Here is an 18308-nt window from a genome sequence, read left to right as displayed (position 1 = left end):
GGGCCGGCGCGGCACACGGCCCTTACTGGGTCGCGGCCTTGAGCGGCTCGAGGTACCAGAAGTCCTCGATATTCAGCTCGGAGGGATCGCCCTCGAGCTGACCGGCCCCGGAATACCATTCCAGGTCCGCCATCGCGGCCTTCTCGCCGCCGCCGTTCGGGTCGTAGAGCCCGCCCTCGACGGCGTCGGTGTAGAAGGTGTCGAGGTTGCCGAGGATCTCCGGCGGCAGTTGCCCGATCGGGCCGTCCGGGTTGGTCTCGCGGCTGATGATCGTCGGATCCTCCGACATGTCCTGCCAGGTGCTGACCAGGGCGGCGACAAAGGTGTTCACCGCCTCCTCGTTGTTCTGGATCCAGTCGAGGTTGGCGAAGAGCGCCTCGTCGCTGGCCTCGACCTCGAACATCGGCAGGACGTTGAACTTGTCGCCCTCCTGCTTCATCAGCTTGTTCTTGTTGGACAGGTCCACGATGGTCGCGTCGGTCTGGCCGGCGATCAGCGCGACGATCCGGTTGGCGGAGCCGGGCACGTAGGACCGCTCGCCGAACTTGATGCCGTATTTCTCCTCGATCACGTTGGCGATGGAATCGGTGCCGCCGCCACGCGAGTGCAGCATGATCGGCTCACCGTCCAGGTCCTCCAGCTTCTCGTATTTCTGCGAGGTGACGGGGAAGAACTTCAGCTTGGAGAGCTGAAAGACGATGCGGATCGGCGCCTTGGAACGCTGCATCGCCGCGTAGGGGGTGCCGAAGCCGATGTCCATCTGGCCGCTCAGCACGGCCTGGATGGCCAGTTCCTCGTCCGAAAATGCCGTCCACTCGTACTCGAGACCGTTGGCCTTCGCCCGTTCCAGCGCGACGAAGAAGGCCGCGAGTTCGTCCGAAGGTGTTTCGGCGAGCGCGATGCGGATGGTGTCCGCCTGCGCCGCCGTCGCCGCGAAGCCGACTGCGAACGCAGCGGCCATGGCCCGTTTCATCAGGTGTTTCATGGTGTCCTCCCTAGACATGTTCCGTAGGTCCTTGGTCCGGTCGGGGTTCTGCCGCCCCTGCACGGATGTCTTCCGTCGTATCAAACCTCCCCAAAAAGCCGCGCGGCCACGGACGCCAGATGCTTGCGCATCGCCTCCTGCGCGCCGTTCGCATCCCGTGCGGCTATCGTTTCGGCGATCCTGGCGTGTTCACCGAAGCTCGTGTGGTCGGCCGGCGGGCGAATCGAGGCCCGCACGACCGTTCCCCAGGCCACCGCACGGCGCACCTGGTTGAGCTGGTCGAACAACGAGATCAGCAGCGGGTTGTCGGTCGCCAGGGCGATCCGCCGGTGCAGCAGGTCGTCGAACTGTTCGTATTCGTCCCAGGTCGGTGCGTTCACCGTCTGGGTCAGCGCATCCTCGATCCGCGCCAGCGCCTCGGTCGAGGCGTTCATCGCGGCCTCGCGGGCGATCGCCGGCTCGATGGCGATCCGGGCCCGCATCATCTTGACCGGGGTGATCTGCTTGGCGAGGTCGTGGAGCCGGCCGGCGACGGCACCCTCGCCTTCGCTGGCGATGAAGGTGCCCTTGCCGACATGGCGCCAGATCAGACCCTCGGCCTCCAGCGTCTCCAGCGCCTTGCGCAGCGCGGCCCGGGTCAGCCCGAGCTGCACGATCAGCTCCCGCTCCGGCGGCAGCCTGTCGCCCGGCGCGTAATTGCCAAGCTCGATCAGCCGGCGCAGCGCCGCGACCGCCGCCTCCCTGGAGACGGGCCCGCCTCCGTTGGAGGCCACCGGCTGCACCGGCAATTGATCGCCCAATTTTGTCATATTGGTTTGATTAGGGCCGATATACCGCCCTCCGTCAACAGATTTATTGACAACCCCGCAATTGGTTGCGATTGGTTGAGCAATTGGTTTCGGTCTCCCATGCACGGCAGACCGGGTCGGATGGAGGACGACATGACGAATTACGTGATTTCCACGCCCCCCGTGGTGGCGATTCCCGTCGCCGGGTCGGAGGGCCTGTTTCCGGTGCGCCGGGTCTATTGCATCGGCCGCAATTACGCCGCCCATGCCATCGAGATGGGCCACGACCCGGACCGCGAGCCGCCGTTCTTCTTCCAGAAAAACCCCGACAACCTCGATTCGTCGGGCGAGTTCCCCTATCCGCCGCACACCGAGGACGTGCACCACGAGATCGAGATGCTGGTGGCGCTGAAATCCGGCGGCCGGAACATCCCGCTCGCGGAGGCGCTGGACCATGTCTACGGCTACGGCATCTCGCTCGACATGACCCGCCGCGACCTGCAGGGCCAGATGAAGAAGATGGGCCGGCCCTGGGAGATCGGGAAGGCCTTCGAGCGTTCCGCCCCCTGCGGGCCGGTCCACCCGGTGGCCGAGGTCGGTCACCCCTCCGACGGGCTCGTGCAGCTCAAGGTGAACGGCAAGGTGACCCAGGAGGGCGACCTCAACCAGATGATCTGGAAGGTGCCGGAGATGATCTCCTACCTCTCCGAGTATTTCGAGCTGGCCGCGGGCGACGTGATTCTCTCGGGCACGCCTTCGGGCGTCGGCCCCGTGGTGCGCGGCGACCGGATGGAGGCCTCCGTGGCCGGTCTTGGCAAGCTGTCCGTCGCGGTCGTCTGACCGCGCGGGACACCAACGGGAGGGCAGGACGATGAGCGACACGATTGCCGGCCTTCTGGCCGATATCCCCGGGGAGCGCCCGGCGCTCGGCGCGGAGGGGCGCGACTGGCTGAGCTACGCGGGTCTTGCCGCGCAGGTGGCCGAGACCCGCGCCGCGCTCCACGCCGCCGGGATCGGCCGCGGCGACCGCGTCGCCATCGTCCTGCCCAACGGCCCGGAAATGGCGAGCGCCTTCGTCACGGTCGCCCAGGTGGCGACCACCGCGCCGCTCAACCCGGCCTACCGGGAGGAGGAGTTCGAGTTCTACCTCGGCGACCTCGACGCGAGGGCGCTGATCGTCGCCGATGACTACGACGGCCCTGCCATCGCCGCGGCGCGCAAGTTCGGCCTGCGGCTGCTGCGGCTGGCGGTCGAGCCGGGCGCGCCCGCGGGCGCCTATCGTCTCAAGAACGAAGGCGGCGGCATTGCCGGGACGCCCGACACCGCCGCGCCCGAGGCCGGGGACGTCGCGCTGATCCTGCACACCTCCGGCACCACCTCGCGGCCCAAGATCGTGCCGCTGCTGCAATCCAACGTCGCGGCCTCGGCGGGCAACGTCGCCCGCTCGCTGGACCTCACCGCCGAGGATCGCTGCATGAACGTCATGCCGCTCTTCCACATCCACGGGCTGATCGCGGCGGTGACGGCGACCCTGTCGTCGGGTGGGTCGATCTGGTGCTCGCAGGGCTTCAACGCGCTGCGGTTCTTTGCCGAGCTGAAGACCAGTGGCGCGACCTGGTACACGGCCGTTCCGACCATGCACCAGGCGATCCTGGCCCGCGCCGGGCGCAACGAGGAGATCATCCGCGAGGCCGGGCTGCGGTTCCTCCGCTCCTCCTCCGCCTCGCTGCCCGCACCGGTCATGCGCGCGCTGGAGGAGACCTTTGGCGCGCCGGTGATCGAGGCCTACGGCATGACCGAGGCGGCCCACCAGATGGCCTGCAACCCGCTGGGTCGCGGGGCGCAGAAGCCCGGTTCCGTCGGCGTTCCGGCCGGCCCCGAGGTGCGGCTGGCCGACGAGGCCGAGGACCGGCTGATCGGGAGCGCCGAGACCGGCGAAGTGGTGATCTCCGGCCCCAACGTGACCCCCGGCTACGAGAGCAACCCGGAGGCCAATGCGAAATCCTTCTTCGAGGCCGAGGGGCGGCGCTGGTTCCGCACCGGCGACCAGGGCACGTTCGACGGCGACGGCTACCTCAGCCTGACCGGACGGCTCAAGGAGATCATCAATCGCGGCGGCGAGAAGATCAGCCCGCTGGAGGTCGACACCGTGCTGCTGGAGCATCCCGACGTGGCGCAGGCCGTGACCTTCGCGATCCCGCATCCCAAGCTCGGCGAGGAGATCGGCGCGGCGGTGGTGATCCGCGAGGGCGCTGAAGCGGACGCGCGCGGCATCCGCGACTATGCCTCCGGCCGGCTGGCCGATTTCAAGGTGCCGCGGCAGATCGTGGTTCTGGACGAGATCCCCAAGGGCGCCACCGGCAAGATCCAGCGGATCGGCCTGGCCGAAAAGCTTGGGCTGGCAAACGCGTAAGGGGCGGCGATGAAGATCTGCATATTCGGAGCGGGGGCCATCGGCGGCTTCATGGGCGCCCGGCTGGCGCGGACCGGGGCGGATGTGAGCCTGGTGGCGCGCGGCCCCAACCTGGAGGCGATCCGGACCAACGGGCTGACCCTGCTGGAAGAGGGCGCCGAGCCCGAAACGGCGCGGCTCCGGGCCTCCGACGACCCCTCCGACCTCGGCCCGCAGGACTACGTGATCGTGACGCTCAAGGCGCATTCGGTGCCCGGGGTGGTCGACCGGATGCAGCCGCTTCTCGGGCCCGAGACCACGGTCGTCTGGGGCGTCAACGGCTTGCCCTGGTGGTATTTCCACCAGGTCGGCGGGGCATACGAAGGCACCCGGCTCGCCACGGTGGATCCGGGCGACGTACAGTGGGACGGCATCGGCCCGGAGCGGATCCTCGGCTGCGTGGTCTACCCGGCGGCCGAGATGCCGAAGCCGGGCGTGGTACGCCATGTCGAGGGCAACCGCTTTTCGCTGGGCGAGCCGGACGGGTCGAAATCCGACCGGGCGCAGGCGCTGTCGAAGCTGATGGGCGAGGCGGGCCTGCGGGCGCCGGTGCGGCCGCGCATCCGCGAGGAGATCTGGATCAAGCTCTGGGGCAACCTCTCGTTCAACCCGATCTCGGCGCTGACCCATGCCACGCTCGACGTGCTCTGCACCGATCCCGGCTGCCGGCCGCTGGTGCGCGAGATGATGGTCGAGGCGCAGGCCATCGGCGAGGCGCTCGGCGTGCGCTTCCCGATCGAGGTCGACCGCCGCATCGACGCGGGCGCCGAGGTCGGCGCGCATCGCACCTCCATGCTGCAGGACCTGGAACTCGGCCGGCCGATGGAGATCGACGCGCTGGTCGCCTCGGTGCAGGAGCTGGGGCGGCTGGTGGACCTGCCGACGCCGATGATCGACACGATCCTGGCGCTGGTGCAGCTCAGGGCGCGGTCGGCGGGGCTTTACTGACCGCGACGGCCGGGCGGGGATGAGCCGAGCCTTCCGGTTTGGGCTTGGCCGAGTCCGGCGGGGGCTGTAAACCGGGCTTCCCAACGGAGTTCCGGAGCGCCATGACAGCTGACACCCCCCGCATCGCCCGCAGCATCGCAACCGAAATCGGCGCCCGGCCGGAGCAGGTGACCGCCGCCATCGGGTTGCTGAACGAAGGCGCGACCGTCCCCTTCATCGCGCGCTACCGCAAGGAGGCCACCGGCGGGCTGGACGACACCCAGCTGCGCAACCTGTCGGAGCGGTTCGCCTACCTGACGGAGATGGAAGCGCGGCGGAAGGTGATCCTCGATTCGATCCGCGAGCAGGGCAAGCTGACCGAGGATCTGGAGAAGCGGCTCGTCGACGCCGACACCAAGGCCGCGCTGGAAGACCTCTACCTGCCCTACAAGCCGAAGCGGCGCACCCGCGCGATGATCGCCCGCGAGCGGGGCCTGGGCGGGCTGGTCGACGCCATCCTGGCCGACCGCGCCACGCCGCCCGAGACCCTGGCCCAGGGCTTCATCACCGACGAGGTGCCCGACACCAAGGAGGCGCTCAACGGCGCGCGCGACATCCTCGTGGAGACGCTGGCGGAGAATGCCGACCTGCTGGGCCGCCTGCGCGAGTTCATGCAGGCCCGGGCCTACCTGACCTCCCGCGTGAACGAGGGCGAGGAGGAGAAGGGCGCCAAGTTCTCCGACTATTTCGACCATCGCGAACTCTGGGCCGACGTGCCGAGCCACCGGGCGCTGGCGATGTTCCGTGGCAGCAACGAGGGCATCCTGCGGCTCGACATCGCGCCCGATCCGGAGGCCGACCTGCCGGCGGTGGAGGCGATGGTCTGCGCCGCGCTCGACACCCGCGGCGACGGCCCCGGCGATGCCTGGCTGCGCGGCGTGGCGAGCTGGGCCTGGCGGGTGAAACTGAGCCTGACCATGCTGCTCGACCTGCAGGGTGAGCTGCGCGCGCGGGCGCAGGAGGAGGCGATCCGCGTCTTCTCCCGCAACCTCAAGGACCTGCTGCTGGCGGCCCCCGCCGGCAACCGCGCGACGATGGGGCTCGATCCGGGCATCCGCACCGGGGTCAAGGTCGCCGTGGTCGACGCCACCGGCAAGCTGCTCGACACCGACACGGTCTATCCGTTTCAGCCCAAGAACGACCTGCGCGGTGCGCAATCGACGCTGGCCCGGCTGATCCGCCAGCATGGCGTGCAGCTCATCGCCATCGGCAACGGCACCGCCAGCCGCGAGACCGAGCGCATGGTGGCCGAGCTGATCGGCGACCTGCCGGCGCCCAAGCCGATGAAGGTCGTGGTCTCCGAGGCCGGCGCCTCGGTCTATTCCGCCTCCGAGCTCGCGGCGAAGGAATTCCCCGGGCTCGACGTGTCGCTGCGCGGTGCGGTCTCCATCGCGCGGCGCCTGCAGGACCCGCTGGCCGAGCTTGTGAAGATCGAGCCCAAGGCCATCGGGGTCGGCCAGTACCAGCACGATGTCGACCAGTTCCGCCTCGCCAAGGCGCTCGACGCGGTTGTCGAGGACGCGGTGAACGCGGTCGGCGTCGATCTCAACATGGCCTCCGCCCCGCTGCTGGCGCGGGTTTCCGGCGTCGGGCCGACGCTCGCGGAATCCATCGTCGCGCATCGCGATGCCAACGGGCCCTTCGACACCCGCAAGGACCTGCTCAAGGTCGCCCGCCTTGGGCCGCGCGCCTTCGAGCAATGCGCGGGCTTCCTGCGGATCCGCGAGGGCAAGGAACCGCTCGACGCCTCCGCCGTGCACCCCGAGGCCTACGAGGTCACCCGCCGGATCGTCGCCGCCTGCGGGCGCGACCTGCGCAGCCTGATGGGCGACGAGGCGCGGCTCCGGACGCTCCGCGCCGAGGATTTCGTCGACGAGACCTTCGGCCTGCCCACGGTGCGCGACATCCTCTCCGAGCTTGCCAAGCCCGGCCGCGACCCGCGCCCAGAGTTCGTCACCGCGAAATTCACCGACGGGGTGGAGCAGATCACCGACCTGAAGCCGGGGATGCTGCTGGAGGGCACGGTGACCAACGTCGCGGCCTTCGGCGCCTTCGTCGATGTGGGCGTGCACCAGGACGGTCTTGTCCACATCTCGCAGCTCGCCGACCGGTTCGTGAAGGACCCCCACGAGGTGGTGAAGACCGGCGACGTGGTGAAGGTGCGGGTGATGGAGGTCGACGTGGCGCGCAAGCGCATCGGCCTGTCGATGAAAAAGGATCCGGAGCGCGGCGGCGACCGGCCCGAGCGCTCCGCCGGCGGTCCCTCCGGCCGCGGCCGGCCGCAGAAGGGCCAGGCGCCGCGCGGCAAGTCCGGCGGCGCCACGTCCGGCAACGGCGGCACCGGCTCCTTCGGGGCGGCGCTGCTCGATGCGATGAAGCGCGACTGACGCCCTTCTGGCCCGCCCCGCCGGCTCAGGTCGGCGCGGGCGCGCTCTCGCCGGTCGGGTGCGTCCACAGGCTGCCCCCGACCGCGCGCTCGTAGCCGTGCCGGTAAAGCGCGTTCATGTAACCCGCGTCGAACCGGTTGGACGGGTCGTAGACGATCCCGCTCGCCGGATCGATGGCAGCCACCGCGAAGGACACGCCGTTGGCGCGGGCCCGCCGTGCCGCGGCCTGCACCGCGGAGAGCGCATTGGCCCGGATCATCGCGGTCAGCGCCTGCTGCGAGACGCCCAAGGCGCTGTGCGCCCCGTCGGTGGCCGCGGGCGTGAGCGTGTTGTTGATCAGCACATAGGTCTGCCCCCGTCCCGGCGCGATGGCGGCCGGCAGCGCCAGGAACTGCATCTGAACCCCGCCGTCGACATGGGTCTCCGTCAGGGTCCCGCCGTCGACCGGGATTGCCAGCGCGACGGGCGGAAACACGCCCGGCAGCGCGGCGGAGGCCCGCAGGATACCGCGGAACAGGTCGTAGTGACCGGCCTGCGCGATCCTTCCCATGTTCCAGGCATGACCGCGCGAGGTCTCCAGGCAGGAGGTGACGACAAAGAGCCGCGCGCCATCCGCATGCCGCTGCGCAACCGCGTCGATCAGGCTGTCGGGAACGAAGGTCTCCAGCAGTTTCCGCAGCCCCGCCGTGTCGTAGAGCGCCGAACCGAAGACCGCGTCGGAGATCGACAACGCCATGAAATCGTCCGCGTCGTACTCGGTGAAGATCCGCCGCAGTGCGTCGTCATAGGACGGGCCGAGAAAGGCGAAAGGCGCGATCAGCGCGCCGACCGAGACGCCGGTGACCACGTCGAACGCCGGCCGATGCCCGGTCCGCGACCATCCCACGAGCGCGCCGGCCCCGAAGGCGCCGTCTTCCCCGCCGCCGGAGATCGCCAGCGTCATCGGCCCGCTGGCAAGCGTCTCTGCGGGCAGGTGTTCGGACCAGACGGAAGCGCCGGCATTCGCGGGCACACGCCAGCCGGACAGCGGGTCGGCCTCGTTGAAGGAACGCGTCGAAAGCTCGGTGCGGGTCGGCTGGGCGCAGCCCGCGAGCCAGAGCCCGGCGAGCCCGGCCAGCACCTGCCGGCGTCCAGGCCCGAGGCGGATCAAGGGTGTGTCGGTCATCTGCACGTCATCCCGGTTGCGTGCCGGTCCGGCGACCGCGACGCCATCCGGTCGGCGCCGCCTGCCCTGCCCCGGCGAGGTCTCTTCTGCGTCGGGCGCACCCTCGGGGGCCCTCTCCGAGGGGAGGATGGGAGGCAAATGTGGGGCGAGAAGGAAGCCCGGCAACGGAAATTTCACACCGTTGAAGGCAGGCTTCTCCCCGTCGCTCCATCTTCGCTTCACATTGAAAGGGCTAATGGGCGATATGGGCCCCATGCGATTGTCCCTGACCTACAGGCTTTTTGCCGCCATCGGCCTGGCTTCCATGCTGGTCGTGGTGGTCATGGCGTTGCTGGTGGCCTACGGCATGCGCGAGGGGTTCTCGGTCTACCTGCTGAAGGGCGAGCTGAGCCGGCTGGGCGGGCTGGCCGAGACCCTGGCCGCCGATTACGATTCCGGGGCCGGCGGCTGGCCGGAGCTCGAGGGCGATCCGCGGCGCTGGACCGACTACGTCGTGCGCCAGACCAGCCCGGATGGCCGGGCGATGCCCAAGCCGCCGCCGCGCGGCCCGAGGCCGCCCGCCCCCTTCGCCGAACGTCTCTCGCTGCTCGATGCCCGGCAACAGTTGATCATTGGCGCGCCGGTCGGGGCCGCCCAGGTCGAGCTGCTGCCGATCCTGGCGCCGGGCGCCGACGCCGATGCCGCCCCGATCGGCTGGCTCCGTCTGGCCGCCCCCGGAGGCGTGCTTTCCGAGACCGACGCCTTCTTCCTGCGCGGTCAGATCACCTCGCTGCTGCTGGCGGCCTCGGTTGCGCTGGCCGTCTCGGCGGCGGTGGCGCTCCTTGTCGCCCGCCAGTTCCTCGCGCCGATCCAGGCGCTGGAGACCGGGGCCAAGCGGCTTGCCAGCGGCGACTATGCCTCGCGCATCCCCAATGACCGGCGCGACGAACTGGGCAAGCTGATCGACCATTACAACCAGCTCGCGCAGAGCCTCGAGGCCACCGAGATCGCGCAGCGGCAGTGGATGTCGGACACCAGCCACGAATTGCAGACGCCGCTGGCGGTGCTGAGGGCGAATATCGAGGCGCTGCAGGACGGTATTCGCACGGCCGATGCCCGGACGCTGGGCGCGATGGACGACGCCGTGGGCCGGCTGACGCGGCTGATCGGCGACCTGCGTACCCTGACCCACGGACACGAGACCGGCTTTGCCGAGGCCCGCTCCACCGAGGACCTCGGGCTGATCCTGCGCGAGGCGGCGGATGTGATCGCGCCGGATTTCGCCGCCGCCGGGCTGGAGCTGTCGATCGAGGCCGGCGAAGGGGTGCTGATGCGCTGCAATTCGCAACGGATCCGCCAGGTCTTCGACAACCTTCTTGGCAACGCGCTGCGCTATACCGATGCGCCGGGGCGCGTGGTGGCCATCGTCGAGGGAGACGGGAGGCAGGCCCGGATCACGGTCGCCGACACGCCGCCGGCGCCGCCAGAAGAGGCGATGCCGCATCTGTTCGACCGGTTCTTCCGGGCCGAGGCCTCGCGGTCGCGGGCGCATGGCGGTTCCGGACTGGGCCTGTCGATCTGCGCCGCCATCGTCGAGGCGCACGGTGGAGAGATCAACGCCCGGAAAGCCGAATCCGGGGGGCTGCAGATCGAGATCCTGCTGCCCGCTGACGGAGGAACCTCATGAACGAAAGCCCGCGCATCCTGATCGTCGAGGACGAGCCCGACCTGGCCGAGATCATCTGCGACTACATCCGCCGCGAGGGGATGGAGGCCGAGATCCTGCTGGAAGGGCGCGGCGCGGTGGAAACCATCCTGCGCACCCGGCCGGACCTGGTGGTTCTGGACATCATGCTGCCCGGCAAGGACGGGCTGGCGATCTGCCGCGAGATCCGGGCCCAGAGCGACATCCCGATCATCCTGGAGACCGCCCGCGCGGAGGAGATCGACCGCCTGCTCGGGCTCGAGATCGGCGCCGACGATTACCTCTGCAAGCCCTTCTCGCCCCGCGAGCTGGTAGCACGGATCAAGGCGGTGCTGCGGCGGACCATGCCCACCGGCGAGCCCGGCACGCCGCCGCTGACGATGGATTCCTCCACCTGGCGGGCTGCGCTGTTCGGCAAGCCGCTGGAATTGACGCGGCGCGAGTTCCAGGTGCTGGAGGTGCTCCACAAGCGGCCCGGTCGGGTGTTCTCCCGCGCGCAACTGCTGGAGCTGGCCTTTCCCGAGGATGCCGATGTCATCGACCGCACCATCGACACCCATATCAAGAACATCCGCAGCAAGATGAAACGCATCGAGCCCGAGGCGGATCTCATCCGCTCGGTCTATGGCGTTGGCTACGCGCTGGACGATTGAAAAAAGGGCGGCCGACCTGCGAGAGAACGAGTGGGTTCGCAGGCCGGCCTACCACGGTTCCCGGAATGCACCGGCGACAGAGCGGGCCGGAACCGGGAACCGGGCGTCAGCCAGATCACGCGCACCCTTGAACGTGGGGAAGAGACGGGGCGCAGACCGGCCAACCAGGAACAGCAGAGAGAGTAGAAAAGCGCGTTCGGATCAGTTTCCGGGTGCGGGGGCCCCTGCGGGGAGGCAGGCGAGCTGCTTCTCCGGTGTCGAAATGCAGCTGCCCTTGGCCGAGCGGTTGTCGCGCGGGTTGGTCATGGAGCAGGCATCGCCCACGGCCTTGCCGGCGCAGGCCTCGATGGCTTCGGGCGGCGCGCCGTTGCCGCCTCCGGGAGGCTGCCCCTGCGCCGAGGCCATCCAGGCCGTCGTCGCCAGCATCACCCCGCCAAGGGCGAGCATGCCAAGAAGTTGGGTAAGGGTCTTCACGAGCCTTCCTCCGTATTCGTTGTTCGCGTGCCGGCGGCGCGAATCCAGAGATCGCCGCTGCCGGTGATGCTGAAACTAGGCGGCGAGTGTGGAGGGAGGATGGGGAGACGGAAAAAAAACGCGAAAAGGTAAGATGTTGATTTCAGGACACGATCGGGAGTCGAGACCGCGGCGCCACGGCGATCTTCATCGTGGCTGCACAAAGCGCCCGCCCAAGGCAGGGGCCTCGCGCGATCAGATGATTTCGTCCTCGTCGAAGAGCGGGTCTTCCTCGAGCTGGGCGGCCAGCTCGTCCACCGCCGTCTCCGCGGCGTCGTTCGAGCGCACCGAGGCGATGTGGAACAACGCGTCGCCCTCGTTGACGATGGGCATGATGGCGCGGCCGATGATGATGCCGTCCATCAGCGCGAAGATCTCCTCCTCGCTCTCGCCGAACGGGTCGGAGACCGCGCCGAGGCGCTCGTCCTTCGTCACCACGTCGCCCTCGCTCCGGAAGGTCCGCAGAAGCCCGCCGGCCGGCGAGCGCACCCATTTGCTCCGCGCGCAATAGAGCGGCGTCGCGCGCGGACGGGGCACCCGGCCCGCGGGCAGCATCCCCATCTCGCGCAGCACCCGCAGGATCCCGGAGACGCCGGCGCGCACGCCCATCTCGTCGAACCGCAGCCCCTCGCCCGCCTCGTAGAGCAGCACGTTGACGCCGAGTTCGGCCGCGACACCGCGCAGCGAGCCCTCGCGGATCGGCGAGGTCAGGATCACCGGCGCACCGAATTCCCGCGCCAGTTCGCGCGCGCGGGTGTCGTCGGGCGAAACGCGGATCTGCGGCAGGTTGGTGCGGTGGATCGCGGCGGAGTGCAGGTCGATCCCGAGATCGCTGCGGCTCAGGATCTCGTCCACGAAGAGCCGCGCCAGCCGGGCGGCCAGCGATCCGGTGGTGCTGCCCGGAAAGCAGCGGTTCAGGTCGCGCCGGTCCGGCAGGTAGCGCGAATGGCTGAGAAAGCCGAAGGTGTTGACGATCGGCACCGCCAGCAGCGTACCACGCAGCGAGGACAACACCGGCGCGCGCAGCAGCCGGCGCACGATCTCGACACCGATCACCTCGTCGCCGTGCACGCCCGCGCTGACGAAGACGGTCGGACCCTCGCGCTTGCCGTGGATCGCGTGGACCGACATCGTCACCGGCGTGTGGTCCGACAGCACGCTGACCGGCAGGTCGACGGTGCGCCTCTCGCCCGGCGCGATCCGCTCGCCGCCGATCTCCAGATCGGCGCGCCTCGGCATCAGCCCTTGCCCCGGGTCTTGGTGTCACCGACCTTGGCGTTCTTTTCCAGGAACTCGATCATCATGCCGGCGATGTCCTTGCCGGTCGCTTCCTCGATGCCCTCGAGACCGGGCGAGGAGTTGACCTCCATCACCACCGGCCCGTGGTTGGAGCGCAGCATGTCGACGCCGCAGACCTGCAGGCCCATGGTCTTGGCCGCGCGCACGGCGGTGGCGCGTTCCTCGGGCGAGAGCTTCACCACCTTGGCGGTGCCGCCGCGGTGCAGGTTCGAGCGGAACTCGCCCTCGGCACCGGAGCGCATCATCGCCGCGATCACCTTGCCGCCGAGCACGAAGGCGCGGATGTCGGTGCTGCCGGCTTCCTTGATGAACTCCTGCACGAGGATGTTGATGTTGGCGCCGCGGAACGCCTCGATCACCGACTTGGCGGAGCGGTCGGTGTCGGCCAGAACCACGCCGATGCCCTGCGTGCCCTCCAGCAGCTTGATCACCGCCGGCGCGCCGCCGGCCAAAGCCAGCACCTCGTCGGTCTGCTTGGGATCGTGGGCGAAGGTGGTGACCGGCAGGCCGATGCCGTCGCGCGCGAGGAGCTGCATCGAGCGCAGCTTGTCGCGCGACCGGCCGATGGCGACGCTCTCGTTCAGCGGGTAGACGCCCTGCATCTCGAACTGCCGCAGAACGGCCGTCCCGTAAAAGGTGACCGAAGCGCCGATCCGCGGGATCACCGCGTCGTAGAGCGGAAGCTTCTCGCCGTTGTAGTAGATCTCCGGCCGCCGCGACGCGATGTTCATGTAGCAGCGCAGCGTCTTGATCATGTGCATCTCGTGCCCGCGGGCCTCGGCGGCCTCCTTCAGGCGCTGGTGCGAATAGAGCGTGTGGTTCTGGGCCAGAAGGGCGAATTTCATTGGTCCTGTCTTTCCTTTGGATCCGCGATGCGCGGCGACTGGAGCCACGACCGCGCCGGATCCACCGTCAGGCGCATCAGCCGCATGGCGCTGCGCCCGATGATGATCGGGAATGTCATGTCGGTCCGGTCAGCAAGAGACACCTCGATTCGCGCCCTATGCTCGCCGATCTGGAGCGTTGTGGCCACGATATAGCGCTCGTCCGGAATGCCGCTGGTGTTGGTGATCTTGCGGCTGTGCAGGATCGGCAGGCGGCAGAGGGAGGTGTCGACCAGGCTGCCGTGGTCGGGCAGGAACTCCACCCAGGGCTTGCCGCCGACCTCGATGCGCGAGATCCCGGAGGCGTGCAGCGCCGTGGTCAGCGCGCCGGTGTCGATCTTGGCGCGAAAGGTCATCAGCCCGAGATCCGGCAGCGAGACCGTCTCCCGCCAACCGATCATCGACTTTGGTTTCCTGGTCGTCATGGGTCTTTCCGCTCGTCAGGTCAGCAAGGGCCAGCCCGGCCTGACGGTGCCGCCCGTTGGCGGGACCGCTAGCAACCTGCAGCGGATGAGTAAACTGATTTGTCGCCGTTCCGAAGGTCACCGGCGATGGCGCATGACGGATGCCCACGCGCTGCGCGGATATCATGCCCGCTTGCTTTCCCCCGCGCCCGGCAGCACCTTGCGCCCGAAACCTCACGGGCATGACCGACATGACACGCACTCTCCTCTGCTTCGGCGACAGCAACACCCACGGCACCCCGCCGATCACCCTGCCCCGCGTCCAGGCCCGGCACGACGCGGCGACCCGCTGGCCGGGAGTGGCTCTGGCGGCGCTCGGCGACGACTGGACGCTGGTGGAAGAGGGGCTCCCGGGACGGACGGCGCAGTTCGAGGACCCGGTGATGGGCGCTTTCATGGACGGCCGCACCGGGCTCAGGATCGCGCTGCAGAGCCATGGGCCGATCGACGTGATGACCCTGATGCTCGGCACCAACGACGTGAAGACCCGCTTCGGCGCGACGCCCGCGAAGGTCACCGCCGGCGTGGCCGGTCTGCTGGACATCGCCCTCGGCGAGGAGATGCAGACCCGCCACGACGGGTTCCGCATCCTGCTGATCTGTCCGCCGCCAGTGCGCGAGGTCGGCCCGATCGCGGCCGAGTTCTTTGGCGCGACGGAGGTTTCGAAGGCGCTGCCGCCGCTCTACGAGGCCCTTGCGAGGGCCAGGGGCATCGGTTTCCTCGACGCCGGAACGGTCATCGAGTCGAGCGAGGTGGACGGAATCCATTTCGACGCCACGGCGCACAGGAAGCTGGGCCGCGCCATCGCCGAGGCTGTCGCCGCTCTGTGACCGGCGGTTCGCGGCCTGACGGGCACGGCCACAGCTAGGGGGTGGACTGGCGCACCACGAGCTGCGGGCTGATCTCTTCGCATTGCGGCCCCTCGGGCGGGTCGTCCCCCCGCAGCAGACGAGCGATCAACTGGCCGGTCTTGCGCCCGATCTCGGCGGAGAAGGCCTCGATGGTGGTGATCGTGGGATGCGCGAAGGCCGAGATGTCATAGGCGCCGAAACCGGCGATGGAGATGTCTTCCGGCACCCGGATTCCGCGGCGCTGGCATTCCGTCAGCGCACCGAAGGCGGTCAGGTCGGACACGCAGACGACCGCCTCGGTGTCGGGATAGGCCTTCAGAAGGTGCTCCATCGCGAGGGCGCCTTCGCGCATGGCGACCGGGGCCGGGCCGGCCGCGATCAGGCGCGAGGTGTCGAGGCCGTGCTGCTCGAGCGCCTCGATGAAGCCGATCAGGCGGGCCTGGCCGCGAAGGTCGGCGGAAGCGTCGCCGCCGAGAAACGCGATCTTCGTGAAGCCCTTGTCGACGAGGTGATCCACCAGCCCCTTCATGGCCTTGCTGTTCGAGAAGCCGACGACATGTTCGATCGGGTGTTCGGGCAGGTCCCAGGTTTCGACGATCGGAACGGTGGCCTTGTCGAGCAGTTTGCGTGCGCGCTCCGTGTGGTGCCCGCCGGTCAGGACGATCGCCTCCGGGCTCCGGCGCAGCAGCTTCTCGATAAGCCGCTCCTCTTCCTCGATGCTGTAGCTGGTGTAGCCCAGCAGGATCTGCAGCCCCTCGCGTTCCAGGACCTTGGACATCGCACCGATGGTGTCGGCGAAGTTTGCGTTGTTCAGCGAGGGGATGATCGCGGCGACGAACCCGGACTTGCGGGAACGCAGGTTCGAGGCCGCGCTGTCGAAGACATAGCCGAGCGCCTCCGCCGCCTCCATCACCTTGGCGCGGGTCTCGGCGTTCACGGAGGCGTTGGACTTGAAGGCGCGCGAAACCGTCATGGGCGCGACGCCCGCGGCCCTGGCTACGTCCTTCATTGTCGCTTTGCGGGTCATGACTTCCTTGTGGATGTCAAAACGGCCATCTGCAAGAGAGCGAACGACTTTTGGGCAGCTTCGCGCCCGGCCACCCGCTCTCCCGAGCGATCAGATCGGAAAGGCCGTGCGCTGCGTGACGTGGTGGTGGATATGGCCGTCGAAACATTCGGCAAAGATCTCGCCGGTGACTGCGATGGCGGCCTGGCGTTTGGGACTTGAGAGCGCGGCTTGCATCGTTTCGACATCGGGATAGCTGACCGCCATGATCAGCGGCAGGTCCGGGGCGCCGTCGTCGCGCTCGTCGGTGAACGCGATGGAGACTTCCAGCACCCCGTCGAAGGTGCGCAGGACCGGCACCAGCCGGTCGCGGATGGCGGCGCGGAAGGCGTCCGTCTTGCCGTCCTTGATGGTGCCATCGAACAATGCGTAGCGGGTGATCACGAGAGTTTCCCCCTGTCCGGGCCCTTGAAATACTCCATAAGCGCGGCCTGATCCTCGCCGCCCAGCCCGGCGGCGGTGAGCATCCGGTGCACCTCGGCGCAGACGGCGGTGAGCGGCATCGAGGTGTTGGTCAGGCGGGCGAGATCCTGCGCGCCGTTGAGATCCTTGACCATGTTGTCGATGCGCCCGGTGCGCCGGTAGTCGCGGGTGGCGAACCGCGGCATGTATTCCTGCAGCAGCGCGCTGTCGGCACGGCCGCCCTTGAGCGCCTGCGGGATCTTTTCGGCATCGACGCCGGCGTCCTGGGCGAGCTGGGTCGCCTCGGCGATGGCGAGGAAGCCGAGCCCGCAGAGCACCTGATTGATCAGCTTGGTGGTCTGGCCGGCGCCGGAGGGACCCATGTGGGTGTAGTTGCTGGAGACGTGCTTCAGCACCGCGTGGGCGTCGGCGACGTCCTCCGCCTCGCCGCCGGCCATCAGGGTCAGCTCGCCGATCAGCGCCTTGGGAGCGCCGCCGGAGAGCGGGCTGTCGACCCACCGCAGGCCGGCCTCGGCGGCGCGGGCGGCCAGCGCCTTGGTCGACTCGGGGTCGATCGACGACATGTCGATGATCAGCGCGCCGGGCTTCGCGCCCTCGGCCGCACCGCCTGCGCCGAAGACGGCAAGCTCCACGATCCGGGCCGAGTTCAGGCTGGTGATGACATAGTCGCTCGCCGCCGCGGCCTCGGCCGCCGATCCGGCGGCGCGGGCGCCCTTGTCGGTCAGCGCGGCGACCTTCTCGGGGTCGAGATCGAAAACGGTCAGGGTGCAGCCGGTTTCCACCAGCCGCGTGCCGATGGCGCCTCCCATGGCGCCGGCGCCGATCAGGGCAACGTTCAGGGTCATCGCTGTCTCCTCCTTGTTCTGTTCCGGAACCGCGCGGTCACAGCGACGCGGTGATGCCGCCGTCGACAAACAGCGTGTGTCCGTTGACGAAACTCGACGCGGGGCTGGAAAGGAAGATGCAGGCGCCCACCAACTCCTCGACCTCGCCCCAACGGCCTGCCGGGGTGCGCTTGGCCAGCCAGGCGCTGAAATCGGCATCGGCCACCAGCGCGGCGTTCAGCGGCGTGTCGAAATAGCCCGGCGCGATGGCGTTGCACTGGAGCCCGTGCCTCGCCCAATCGGTCGCCATCCCCTTGGTCAGGTTGCCCACCGCGCCCTTGGTGGCGGTGTAGGGGGCGATGCCGGGCCGCGCGAGCGCGGTCTGCACCGAGGCGATGTTGATGATCTTGCCGTGGCCGCGCGCGATCATGTGGCGGGCGACGGCCTGACCGACGTTGAAGACGCTGGCGATGTTGGTCTGCAGCAGCCGCTGGAAAGCGTCCTCGGGGAAGTTCTCGAGCTCGGTGCGGTGTTGCATCCCGGCGTTGTTCACGAGGATGTCGATCGGGCCGGTCTCGGCCTCGAACTTGTCGACGGCGGCGCGCACCGCGGCATGGTCGGTGGCGTCGAAGGGCAGCTCGTAGACCTTGGCGCCGACGGCGCGCAGGTCCTGGGCGGCGCGGGCGAGCTTGGCCACGTCGCGACCGTTCAGCACCACGGCGGCTCCGGCCTCCGCCAGCCCCCTGGCGAGCGCGAGTCCGATGCCCTGCGACGAACCGGTCACCATCGCCGTCTTTCCGCTGAGATCAAAGAGTTCGGTTCCAGTCGCCATGACGCTCGCTCCCGTTTGTGGCTCGACAAATCCGTCGCGGTCTGTTTATGG

At 69.0% G+C, this 18308-nt stretch carries 18 protein-coding genes; 7 read left to right on the top strand and 11 right to left on the bottom strand.

The genetic code is table 11. The features are described 5' to 3' along the window. Nucleotides 1-22 precede the first annotated feature (22 nt). Together CHB86_RS13795 and CHB86_RS13790 are read right to left on the bottom strand one after the other, a co-directional pair. A complete protein-coding gene (locus tag CHB86_RS13795; RefSeq protein WP_217898314.1) occupies nucleotides 23-985 on the bottom strand; it encodes an ABC transporter substrate-binding protein in 963 nt (320 codons plus the stop codon). Nucleotides 986-1065: 80 nt separating this feature from the next. Beyond that, nucleotides 1066-1794, bottom strand: coding sequence for a FadR/GntR family transcriptional regulator (locus CHB86_RS13790; RefSeq protein WP_089233652.1), 729 nt, complete (start codon nucleotides 1792-1794; stop codon nucleotides 1066-1068). A 132-nt stretch (nucleotides 1795-1926) separates the two neighbouring features. Here CHB86_RS13790 and CHB86_RS13785 point away from each other — a divergent pair, with 132 nt between their 5' ends. The 4 genes from CHB86_RS13785 to CHB86_RS13770 all read left to right on the top strand — a co-directional run bounded on the left by CHB86_RS13785 (nucleotide 1927) and on the right by CHB86_RS13770 (nucleotide 7599). Then, nucleotides 1927-2613: a fumarylacetoacetate hydrolase family protein gene (locus CHB86_RS13785; RefSeq protein ID WP_089233922.1), complete on the top strand. Its 687-nt coding sequence runs from the start codon at nucleotides 1927-1929 to the stop codon at nucleotides 2611-2613. 31 nt (nucleotides 2614-2644) lie between these two features. After that, entirely contained in the window at nucleotides 2645-4186 is a 1542-nt protein-coding gene (locus CHB86_RS13780; RefSeq protein ID WP_089233651.1) for an acyl--CoA ligase, read from the top strand. 9 nt (nucleotides 4187-4195) lie between these two features. Next, nucleotides 4196-5173 (top strand): 2-dehydropantoate 2-reductase, encoded by a 978-nt coding sequence (locus tag CHB86_RS13775; RefSeq protein WP_089233650.1) that lies wholly within the window; start codon nucleotides 4196-4198, stop codon nucleotides 5171-5173. A gap of 101 nt (nucleotides 5174-5274) precedes the next feature. Then, the gene (locus CHB86_RS13770) at nucleotides 5275-7599 is read left to right on the top strand and encodes a Tex family protein (RefSeq protein WP_089233649.1); all 2325 of its coding nucleotides are present in this window, start codon (nucleotides 5275-5277) and stop codon (nucleotides 7597-7599) included. A gap of 25 nt (nucleotides 7600-7624) precedes the next feature. On the opposite strand, the gene CHB86_RS13765 is transcribed toward CHB86_RS13770, so the two are convergent. Beyond that, complete coding sequence (locus CHB86_RS13765; RefSeq protein ID WP_176442877.1) at nucleotides 7625-8764, bottom strand: patatin-like phospholipase family protein; 1140 nt, start codon at nucleotides 8762-8764, stop codon at nucleotides 7625-7627. 253 nt (nucleotides 8765-9017) lie between these two features. On the opposite strand from CHB86_RS13765, the gene CHB86_RS13760 reads away from it, so the two are divergent. Then, the gene (locus CHB86_RS13760; protein ID WP_176442876.1) at nucleotides 9018-10430 is read left to right on the top strand and encodes an ATP-binding protein; all 1413 of its coding nucleotides are present in this window, start codon (nucleotides 9018-9020) and stop codon (nucleotides 10428-10430) included. Then, a complete protein-coding gene (locus tag CHB86_RS13755) occupies nucleotides 10427-11101 on the top strand; it encodes a response regulator (RefSeq protein WP_089233647.1) in 675 nt (224 codons plus the stop codon). Before CHB86_RS13760 ends, CHB86_RS13755 begins: the two co-directional genes overlap by 4 nt. Nucleotides 11102-11302: 201 nt before the next feature. Here CHB86_RS13755 and CHB86_RS13750 read toward each other — a convergent pair whose 3' ends face one another. The 4 genes from CHB86_RS13750 to CHB86_RS13735 form a co-directional block, all read right to left on the bottom strand. After that, the gene (locus tag CHB86_RS13750) at nucleotides 11303-11575 is read right to left on the bottom strand and encodes a hypothetical protein (RefSeq protein WP_141134898.1); all 273 of its coding nucleotides are present in this window, start codon (nucleotides 11573-11575) and stop codon (nucleotides 11303-11305) included. Nucleotides 11576-11809: 234 nt separating this feature from the next. Next, nucleotides 11810-12853 carry a succinylglutamate desuccinylase/aspartoacylase family protein gene (locus tag CHB86_RS13745; RefSeq protein ID WP_089233645.1) on the bottom strand — a complete coding sequence of 348 codons (1044 nt, stop codon included), beginning with the start codon at nucleotides 12851-12853 and terminating at the stop codon, nucleotides 11810-11812. After that, entirely contained in the window at nucleotides 12853-13758 is a 906-nt protein-coding gene (gene rimK / locus CHB86_RS13740; protein WP_089233644.1) for a 30S ribosomal protein S6--L-glutamate ligase, read from the bottom strand. The genes CHB86_RS13745 and rimK overlap by 1 nt, the downstream gene beginning before the upstream one ends. Beyond that, nucleotides 13755-14222: an ATP-dependent zinc protease family protein gene (locus CHB86_RS13735; RefSeq protein WP_089233643.1), complete on the bottom strand. Its 468-nt coding sequence runs from the start codon at nucleotides 14220-14222 to the stop codon at nucleotides 13755-13757. Before CHB86_RS13735 ends, rimK begins: the two co-directional genes overlap by 4 nt. Before the next feature lie 230 nt (nucleotides 14223-14452). Here CHB86_RS13735 and CHB86_RS13730 point away from each other — a divergent pair, with 230 nt between their 5' ends. Further along, the gene (locus CHB86_RS13730; protein ID WP_089233920.1) at nucleotides 14453-15091 is read left to right on the top strand and encodes an SGNH/GDSL hydrolase family protein; all 639 of its coding nucleotides are present in this window, start codon (nucleotides 14453-14455) and stop codon (nucleotides 15089-15091) included. 34 nt (nucleotides 15092-15125) lie between these two features. On the opposite strand, the gene CHB86_RS13725 is transcribed toward CHB86_RS13730, so the two are convergent. The 4 genes from CHB86_RS13725 to CHB86_RS13710 form a co-directional block, all read right to left on the bottom strand. Continuing rightward, nucleotides 15126-16139, bottom strand: a complete 1014-nt coding sequence (locus tag CHB86_RS13725) for a LacI family DNA-binding transcriptional regulator (protein WP_089233642.1) — start codon at nucleotides 16137-16139, stop codon at nucleotides 15126-15128. Nucleotides 16140-16229: 90 nt separating this feature from the next. Continuing rightward, nucleotides 16230-16562, bottom strand: a complete 333-nt coding sequence (locus tag CHB86_RS13720) for a putative quinol monooxygenase (protein WP_089233641.1) — start codon at nucleotides 16560-16562, stop codon at nucleotides 16230-16232. Then, nucleotides 16559-17446 (bottom strand): NAD(P)-dependent oxidoreductase, encoded by an 888-nt coding sequence (locus tag CHB86_RS13715; protein ID WP_089233640.1) that lies wholly within the window; start codon nucleotides 17444-17446, stop codon nucleotides 16559-16561. The genes CHB86_RS13720 and CHB86_RS13715 overlap by 4 nt, the downstream gene beginning before the upstream one ends. A 37-nt stretch (nucleotides 17447-17483) precedes the next feature. Continuing rightward, nucleotides 17484-18257 carry an SDR family oxidoreductase gene (locus CHB86_RS13710; RefSeq protein WP_089233639.1) on the bottom strand — a complete coding sequence of 258 codons (774 nt, stop codon included), beginning with the start codon at nucleotides 18255-18257 and terminating at the stop codon, nucleotides 17484-17486. Nucleotides 18258-18308 lie beyond the last annotated feature (51 nt).

The organism is Tropicimonas sediminicola, assembly GCF_900188335.1.
Taxonomy (GTDB): domain Bacteria; phylum Pseudomonadota; class Alphaproteobacteria; order Rhodobacterales; family Rhodobacteraceae; genus Tropicimonas; species Tropicimonas sediminicola.
The sequence above is the reverse complement of the archived record's forward strand: the minus strand, read 5'-3'. Positions and strand labels throughout refer to the sequence as shown.